Here is an 8,201-nt window from a genome sequence, read left to right on the forward strand (position 1 = left end):
ACTTCACCTCATCATTTATTTTTATCTGTTAACAGACTTTTCCCTGTCATCGCAGCAGGCTGCCTGATCTGCAGCAGCTCCAGCAGCGTCGGCGCAATATCCGCCAAAATGCCTTCGCGCAGCGTGTGCTTTGCCTTGCTGACTACTAAAAACGGCACCTGGTTCGTCGTATGGGCCGTATAAGGCTGCCCCGTCGTTTCATCCAGCATCTTCTCCAGATTGCCGTGGTCAGCCGTAATACAGGCCGTTCCCTGCAGCGCCAGTATTTTTTCAATAATGCGGCCAACGCAGGTATCGACGGTTTCCATGGCTTTGACAGCAGCCTGCAGCACACCTGTATGCCCTACCATATCGGGATTGGCAAAATTCAGGATCACTACGTCATACTTATCTGCGTCCAGCAGTTCCAGCAGCTTGTCCGTCACCAGCTCCGCACTCATTTGCGGCTGCAGATCATAGGTTGCCACCTTAGGCGAAGGGATCAGGACCCGATCCTCACTGGCGTTAGGTTCTTCCTCGCCGCCGTTAAAGAAAAAGGTCACATGAGCATATTTTTCAGTTTCGGCGATCCGCAGCTGCTTAAGCTGCCGGCCAGCCAGCACCTTGCCCAGAGTATCCGCCAAAGCTTCCGGCGCAAAAGCCACCGGCGCTTTGATAGTTTCATCATACTGAGTCATACAGACAAACTTTACCGGGCGTGCCGTCTGCGGCCGTGCAAAATGAGGAAAATCCTCATCTACAAAAGCCCTGGTCAGCTGTCTGGCCCTGTCGGGACGGAAATTGAAAAAGATCATCCCGTCACCGGCTTTGACGCAGGCTTCTGCTTCAGGCGCGGTTATGAACGGCACTACGAATTCATCTGTAACACCCGCTGCGTAAGACGCACGCACGCCGCTGACAGCGTCGGTGCAGACAGCGCCTTCATGGCTCACCATAGCGTCATAGGCTTTCTGCACACGTTCCCAGCGTTTATCACGATCCATAGCATAGTAACGTCCTGCCACAGTTGCTATCTTGCCTACGCCAAGCCGCTGCAGCTCCGCTTCCAGCTCTGCCAGATAGCCATCGGCAGTCTGCGGGCCCACGTCACGCCCATCTAAAAAAGCATGGACATAGACCTTAGTCAGGCCCTGCCGTTTGGCCATTGCCAGCAGTGCGAACAAATGCCTGATATGGCTGTGCACACCGCCATCTGAAACAAGCCCCAGCAGATGCAGCGCGCTGTCGTCAGCTTTCACGGCCTGCATCGTTCTGCTTAAAACGTCATTTTCAAAAAAATCGCCGTCTTTGATAGCTTTAGTGATCCTTGTCAGTTCCTGATAAACGATGCGTCCGGCGCCGATATTCAGGTGACCGACCTCAGAATTGCCCATCTGCCCGTCCGGCAGGCCCACGGCTTCGCCTGAGCAGGATAACCGCGTATGCGGATATTGGTCAAACAAAGCATCCAGATTAGGTGTTCTTGCCAAAGCAGCTGCGTTATACTGCCCTGCCGGGGCAATACCCCAGCCATCTAAGATCATCAGTAAGAGCGGCTGTTTTGCCATTTCCGCCACCCCTTATATACTGCGCGCGATAGCCGAAAATGCCTGCGCATCCAGGCTCGCTCCGCCCACAAGTACTCCGTCGATACCACTGATAGCGAAATCGGCGGCATTTTTAGCATTGACGCTGCCGCCATATAAGATACGTACCTTACGCGCGATCTCGGCCGAGAATAATTTTTCCAGCCTGGTCCTGATCAGCTGGCAGACCTCCTGCGCATCTTTGGCAGTTGCTGCCTGGCCGCTGCCGATTGCCCACAAGGGTTCATAAGCGACTACCAGGACCTCTGCTTCCTCAGGCGTGATTCCCTTGAGCGCACTTTTCAGCTGCATGCTGATCTTGCGCGAGGTCTTGCCTTCGGCACGTTCCTGGGCATTTTCGCCCACACACAGCATCGGTTTCAAACCATTACGATAAGCGGCGCGCATTTTTTTAGCAATAGCCACTTCATTATCACCAAACATGGTGCGGCGTTCAGAATGACCAACTAAAACATATTCGGCACAGATGTCGGCGATCATTTTACCGGAAACAGCCCCGGTATATGCTCCTTCATCTTCCCAGTGCAGATCTTGAGCACCATAGCCTACATGCTTGCCGTCAATAGCCTCAGCCACGCTTTCCAGCGCTGTAAACGGCGGGAAAACGACAACTTCATTCAAAGTCCCGTTAGTATCGCTAACGATATCTTCAGCCAGTTCCACAGCTTCGTTCACATTTTTATGCATTTTCCAGTTGCCGGCCACGATTTTGCGGCGGACATCGTCCAAAGCCGCAACACCCGGCAGGACTTTGCCTTCCAGATATTCCAGCGAAGCGCCGCCGCCGGTGGAAATATGGGTGATTTTTTTAGCCAGCCCCAGCTTTTCAATAGCAGCTACCGAATCGCCGCCGCCTACAATACTCACGGCACGGCTTTTGGCAACGGCCTGTGCAACGGCTTCGGTGCCTTTACAGAAAGCATCCATTTCAAAAACGCCCATCGGGCCGTTCCATACAATCATTTTAGCGTCCTGCAGCGCGTCCTGATATAACGCGCTGGTCGCAGGGCCAATATCCAGGGCCATATAATTTTGGTCAAGCTTCGCTACTTTTTCAACTTTATGAGCGGCATCGGCAGCAAAAGCCTCCGCCATGACCAGATCTACCGGTAAAAGCAATTTTACTTTACGTGCTTTAGCCTTTGCCAGCAGTTCTTTTGCTAAAACGATCTTATCTGCTTCGACTAAAGACTTGCCCATTTTATGGCCTTGCGCAGCTAAAAAAGTATTGGCCATACCGCCGCCGATCAGCAGTGCGTCGACCTTCTCCAGCAGATTTTCGATCACGCCGATCTTATCGGAAACTTTAGCGCCCCCGATGATCGCCACAAAGGGATGCAGCGGATTTTCCACAGCCTGACCGACAAAACGGATCTCTTTTTCCAGCAAAAAGCCTGCTGCCGAGGGCAGAAAATGCGTAACACCTTCTACCGAGGCATGCGCGCGGTGTGAAACACCGAAACCGTCATTGACATATAAATCTGCCAGCGCAGCCAGTTTTTCAGCAAAATCCATATCGTTCTGCTCTTCTTCCTTATGGAAGCGCAGATTCTCCAGCAGTAAAACCTTGCCGGGTTTAAGCTTCTGTACTGCTTTTTCGGCCTCTGCGCCAATGCAGTCGCCGGCAAAAGCCACAGATACGTTCAGCAGCTTCGCTAAATGCTTGGCCACCGGCGCCAGGCTGTATTTGATATTCACTTGTCCTTTTGGACGCCCTAAATGCGCCATCAAAATAACCGCAGCTTTATGCTCCAGCAGATATTTAACCGTTTCCAGGGAAGCACGGATCCTGGTATCGTCAGTGATCTTGCCGTTTTCGTCCATCGGCACATTATAATCGACGCGTACCAGTACTTTTTGCCCGGCAACGTCTAAATCACGCAGGTTCTTTTTATCCATTAGAATGACATACTCCTTTATTACAGGCCTTGTTTAGCAATGTAAGCGGCAAGATCTACCACACGGTTGGAATAACCCCATTCGTTGTCATACCAGCTGACAACTTTAGCCATTCTTTTACCGACCATCATCGTAGACAGGCCGTCAACGATAGAGCTCAGCGGGCAGCCGTTGTAATCTCTGGAAACAAGCGGCAGCTCATTGTAACCCATAATGCCTTTTAATTCACCTTCAGCAGCTTTTTTCAAAGCAGCGTTGATCTCTTCGGCAGTAGTGTCTTTTTCTAAAACAACCGTCAGGTCAGTAATGGAAACATTCGGTGTCGGTACACGCATAGCGAAACCGTTCAATTTGCCTTTGACTTCCGGCAGTACCAGCGAAACTGCTTTAGCTGCGCCGGTAGTGGTAGGAATAATAGACATGGCGGCAGCACGGGCGCGGCGCAGATCCTTATGTGGCAGATCAAGGATCTTCTGATCATTGGTATAAGAATGGACTGTAGTCATCAAGCCGCTTTCGATACCGAAGTTTTCCAGCAGTACTTTCGTGAACGGCGCCAGACAGTTCGTAGTGCAGGAAGCATTGGAAATGATATGATGCTCGGCAGCGTTATATTTTTTCTCATTAACGCCCATAACGATAGTGATATCCTCACCTTTGGCAGGTGCGGAAATAATGACTTTTTTAGCGCCGGCGGTCAAATGGGCCTTTGCTTTTTCACCTTCAGTAAAACGTCCGGTAGACTCAACTACGATCTCTACGCCCAATTCACCCCACGGCAGTTTAGCCGGGTCGGTTTGCGCGATAACTTTAATTTTTTTGCCGTCAACAACGATATTATCGCCATCAACAGTTACTTCATGCGGAAAAGTGCCATGTACAGAATCATATTTCAAAAGATGAGCCAAAGTTGCAGCGTCAGTCAAATCATTAACAGCAACCACTTCTACCTCAGGATTAGTAAAAGCAACACGGAAAACCTCGCGGCCGATGCGGCCAAAACCATTGATACCAATTTTTGTCATAATAAAACTCCTCCTTGTTATGCTTTAAGCAAATTATATGTTTGCACTAATGTGCCTTGTAACCTTAATCATTTTCCAGCATCTTCACTATATCGTGAGCCGCTGCTTCGTCAGTGATCAATATATCCTGACGGGAAGCCCTGATGACCGACAAAATGGCCGCTGCTTTAGACCGTCCTCCGGCTACGCCGATAACGGTGCCGATCTTAGGCAGATCCTGCAGCATCAGGCCGGCATTATTAGTCATATAGATTTGCCTGCCATCTAAAGCGCAGTACTGACCAAAGGCTTCGCCTACAGCGCCGTCATCCAGCAGCTTTTTGATAAACTCCGGAGGCAGCCTGCGGTGCCGGGCCATTACCGAAGCCTGTCCTACGCCATGCACCAGGATATCGGCCCGTTTGATGATATCGACAACGGCTTTGACCCCAATATCCTCTGCCAGGATACTGTTCAAAATTTCTTCACTGACACTGTCAGGAACATACAGCTGCCTGTAGGAAGCTCCCAGCCGCTGCGCTAAAACCGTGGCTATCGTATTCGCCTGCAGTTCGACATTGTCACCCAGCCCCCCCCGGGCAGGCACAACAACTGTTTTAGGCTCATTGCCGCTCACATTGGCAGCCAAAGCAGCCATCGTTGTCCCGCCGCTGACGGCAACGATGTGTTCCTTACCGTCATTCAGCAGATTTCCAAGTATCCGCGCTGCCGAACGGCCAATTTCACGCTTAACTACCTCTTCCTGATCGGAATCTCCGGGAATGATAACAACACGGCCAATATCCAACCGGTCACACAAAAACTGTTCCAAAGAATTCAGATCCTGCAGTTTGCGCACATAATCAGCCAGTTCTTTCAGAATATCAGCACCTTCTTCTGTCACCGACATTCCGGCAGAAGAAAACGCCAGTAAACCACCGTTTTTCAGAAAATCCACCTGCGCCCGCAATACTCTTTCGCTCAAGCCCAGTCTGGCCGCTAAAGCCCTGCGTCCTATCGGATGCTCATGGCTCACCTGCCGCAGGATCTGGTATCTCTGAACTAAAAGATTCGTAAGCTCGGGAACGATTTTCTTCTGTAAATTAATAATACTGTCCATAGTGATCTCCCAGCATATTTTGTCCCTCGTGGTCCATTTTAAGTCCCACTAGCTCTAAAAATAAATTTTCAGAAATCTTCATTTAGTCTATTGTAGCACAAGGCATAAAAGAAAAAAAGTGCTATCGTGTTAAAAATAGCAACAAATCATAATTTATTTGTTAAATCATGCTCTAAAAGTAAAAAGCCGAAGAAACTTCTTCGGCTTCAAAACAACATATTTTTAACGGTAACTTACATTTTCAGGATACAGATCATGCATCATCAACCGCTTTTTAGCTGCTGCTTCCCATTCTGTTCCCGGCTTGCCATAGTTGGCATAAGGATCGATCGCCAGACCACCGCGCGGAGTAAATTTGCCCCATACCTCTATGTATTTAGGCTCCATCAGTCTGATGAGGTCTTTCATAATGATATTCACACAATCCTCATGGAAATCACCATGATTGCGGAAGCTGAACAAATACAGCTTTAACGACTTACTCTCAACCAGTTTCTGATCCGGCACATAAGAGATATAGATCGTAGCAAAATCAGGCTGTCCCGTCATCGGGCACAGGCTCGTAAATTCCGGGCAGTTAAATTTAACAAAATAGTCATTGCCTGGATGCTTATTCATAAAAGCTTCCAGTACTTCCGGCGCATAGTCTGTAGGATAATTGGTTTTATTCCCTAACAGGCTCACACCTGTCAATTCTTTTTGGTCTCTTCCCGAAGTCATAAATCCTCCTTATTTCTTTGCTGAAGCAAAATTAAATATTTCGCAGCGTTCCAAAGCCGTTACCAGTACCATACCAACGATACCGGAAATAAACTGACCTACCAGAACAGTAGAAGCCAGCAGCCAATACGGCAGATCCAGCAATACGGAAAGCCAGACCGGCACACCCAGCCCCGGCACTAAAGTAATAGCCAGCATAACTGCCCAATTACCTAAATTATGGCGTTTAGCATAAACGATCACCAAACTGGTCAGAATGCCGACTAAGCCTCCGCCCAGCATATCCAAAGGTCCCAAACCACCCATCAGAGTATTAGCCAGTACATTTACTACGCCAAAGGGAATTACCAGAAACGGAAAAATAGCGCTGAGGCCATATAAAGCCGTGGCAATCCGTACCTGATACTGCCCAAAAGCAAAACTTTGCGTACACATCATCACTGCCAGATATAAAGCCATACATAAGGCGGAAATAGTCAATTTTTGTGTTTTAGTAAGATTTTTCATAAAGCTGATGCTCCTTTCTTGCCAGTGACCAAGAACGGAACTACATAAAAAAGGACGAAAATAAAAATTTTCGTCCCATCCATGTTAAAACAGTTCTGCCTGAAGCAGAACACCCGTAGTTTTATTTTGAGACAGGATGGTCACGAACTGTCTGTTATTTGATTACTTACGCATTATAACAAAGTTCCGGCAGTTTTGCAAGTGCCGGAACTGTCTGCAACCAGAAAATCTTAATTAGTAACAACCTGTATTTCAATACCATGCGGTACATTAGAAGTCATAACCTCTTCTAAGTTCTCCTGAGTAGCTTGTAAGTCAACATTCTCCCTAACTTCAACTTCAAAATCAGTTCCTGCAGGATAGTCAATATTGCTGCCTTTCATAAACAATCCACCAACCAAGCTTACTGCAGCAGCAACTGCAACTGCTCCCCCATCAGTATTGCCCATACCTATTATACCCTTTTTTAAAGGTACAGCGATATTATTCACGGTTTTAATTTCTTTACCGGCAATTTTTAAAACGCCTTTTCTGCCAAACCCACCAGCTTTCTGCGCTTCATAAACATATGCCTTGCCAAGTGTATCTTTAGGTATTACAACAACACCATTAACAATCAAATTATCAATGATTTTTATATCAACCTCCTGATTTTTCTTATGCGTTTTAGAATTTGCAGCATTCACTAACTCAACCTTGAGTTTAGTTCCTTTCGGAATATAAACATGTCCTGGCAAGACACCATCGATCGTAGATCCCGAAATCTTCTGCCTTTCCTCCTCTTTAATTTTAGCCAATCTTTCTTTCATTGTAAGATTATCTTCCACAACTACTTCATCATCGGCAAAAGGATCATAGGCATTCATGTTACTTCTTGTTATTTCTTGCGCTGCAACGACATTCAAAAACATTGTATTACATAACATCGAGGTGCAGATCATTAAAACGGCACTACTTTTCTTCCAATTCATCATATCAAACTCCCTTCATGGTCATTATATTAAGTCATCAAATACGTAAAGTCAATTGCAAAAATATATACACCTATGTAGCGACGTTCTACCTAGAACACCGGCGGTCAGAGGATGTTATCTCGCTGCGCAATACTTCTGCTACAAGAGCTTTCTATCACACGCGCATGCTCCTCTTCGTCGCCTGCTATGTGAAAGCTCTCTGTCTCGGTCGTTCACTTCTCTTCGCTCGTGAGCCGACCAGCGATTCGCTTTTCCCAGGTTCCCTGGTCGGTTAAAAGTCACCACATAGCAAAAAGACCTATACCAAATGGTATAGGTCTTTTTGCTAACCGGCAACTTTCTATCCTCCCAGGCCGCTTCCAGCCAAGTACTTTCGACGTTTAAGGGCTTA

Annotated in this window: 7 protein-coding genes; all 7 read right to left on the reverse strand. The window is 47.6% G+C overall.

What is annotated here, in order from left to right; translation table 11 throughout:
• Positions 1–11 precede the first annotated feature (11 nt).
• The 7 genes from gpmI to Q4G98_RS10815 all read right to left on the reverse strand — a co-directional run bounded on the left by gpmI (position 12) and on the right by Q4G98_RS10815 (position 7,810).
• Complete coding sequence (gene gpmI / locus Q4G98_RS10785; RefSeq protein ID WP_298564181.1) at positions 12–1,547, reverse strand: 2,3-bisphosphoglycerate-independent phosphoglycerate mutase; 1,536 nt, start codon at positions 1,545–1,547, stop codon at positions 12–14.
• A gap of 12 nt (positions 1,548–1,559) precedes the next feature.
• Positions 1,560–3,485: a triose-phosphate isomerase gene (gene tpiA / locus Q4G98_RS10790; protein WP_301961982.1), complete on the reverse strand. Its 1,926-nt coding sequence runs from the start codon at positions 3,483–3,485 to the stop codon at positions 1,560–1,562.
• Between the two features lie 20 nt (positions 3,486–3,505).
• The gene (gene gap, locus Q4G98_RS10795; protein WP_177559404.1) at positions 3,506–4,513 is read right to left on the reverse strand and encodes a type I glyceraldehyde-3-phosphate dehydrogenase; all 1,008 of its coding nucleotides are present in this window, start codon (positions 4,511–4,513) and stop codon (positions 3,506–3,508) included.
• Positions 4,514–4,574: 61 nt separating this feature from the next.
• A complete protein-coding gene (locus tag Q4G98_RS10800) occupies positions 4,575–5,609 on the reverse strand; it encodes a sugar-binding transcriptional regulator (RefSeq protein ID WP_177559387.1) in 1,035 nt (344 codons plus the stop codon).
• Between the two features lie 222 nt (positions 5,610–5,831).
• Positions 5,832–6,329, reverse strand: a complete 498-nt coding sequence (gene queF / locus Q4G98_RS10805) for a preQ(1) synthase (RefSeq protein WP_177559390.1) — start codon at positions 6,327–6,329, stop codon at positions 5,832–5,834.
• Between the two features lie 9 nt (positions 6,330–6,338).
• Complete coding sequence (locus tag Q4G98_RS10810; protein WP_177559393.1) at positions 6,339–6,836, reverse strand: QueT transporter family protein; 498 nt, start codon at positions 6,834–6,836, stop codon at positions 6,339–6,341.
• A gap of 230 nt (positions 6,837–7,066) precedes the next feature.
• Positions 7,067–7,810: a hypothetical protein gene (locus Q4G98_RS10815; protein ID WP_177559395.1), complete on the reverse strand. Its 744-nt coding sequence runs from the start codon at positions 7,808–7,810 to the stop codon at positions 7,067–7,069.
• Positions 7,811–8,201: the final 391 nt, after the last annotated feature.

Origin of the sequence: uncultured Phascolarctobacterium sp. (assembly GCF_958349595.1) — a bacterium.
GTDB lineage: Bacteria > Bacillota > Negativicutes > Acidaminococcales > Acidaminococcaceae > Phascolarctobacterium.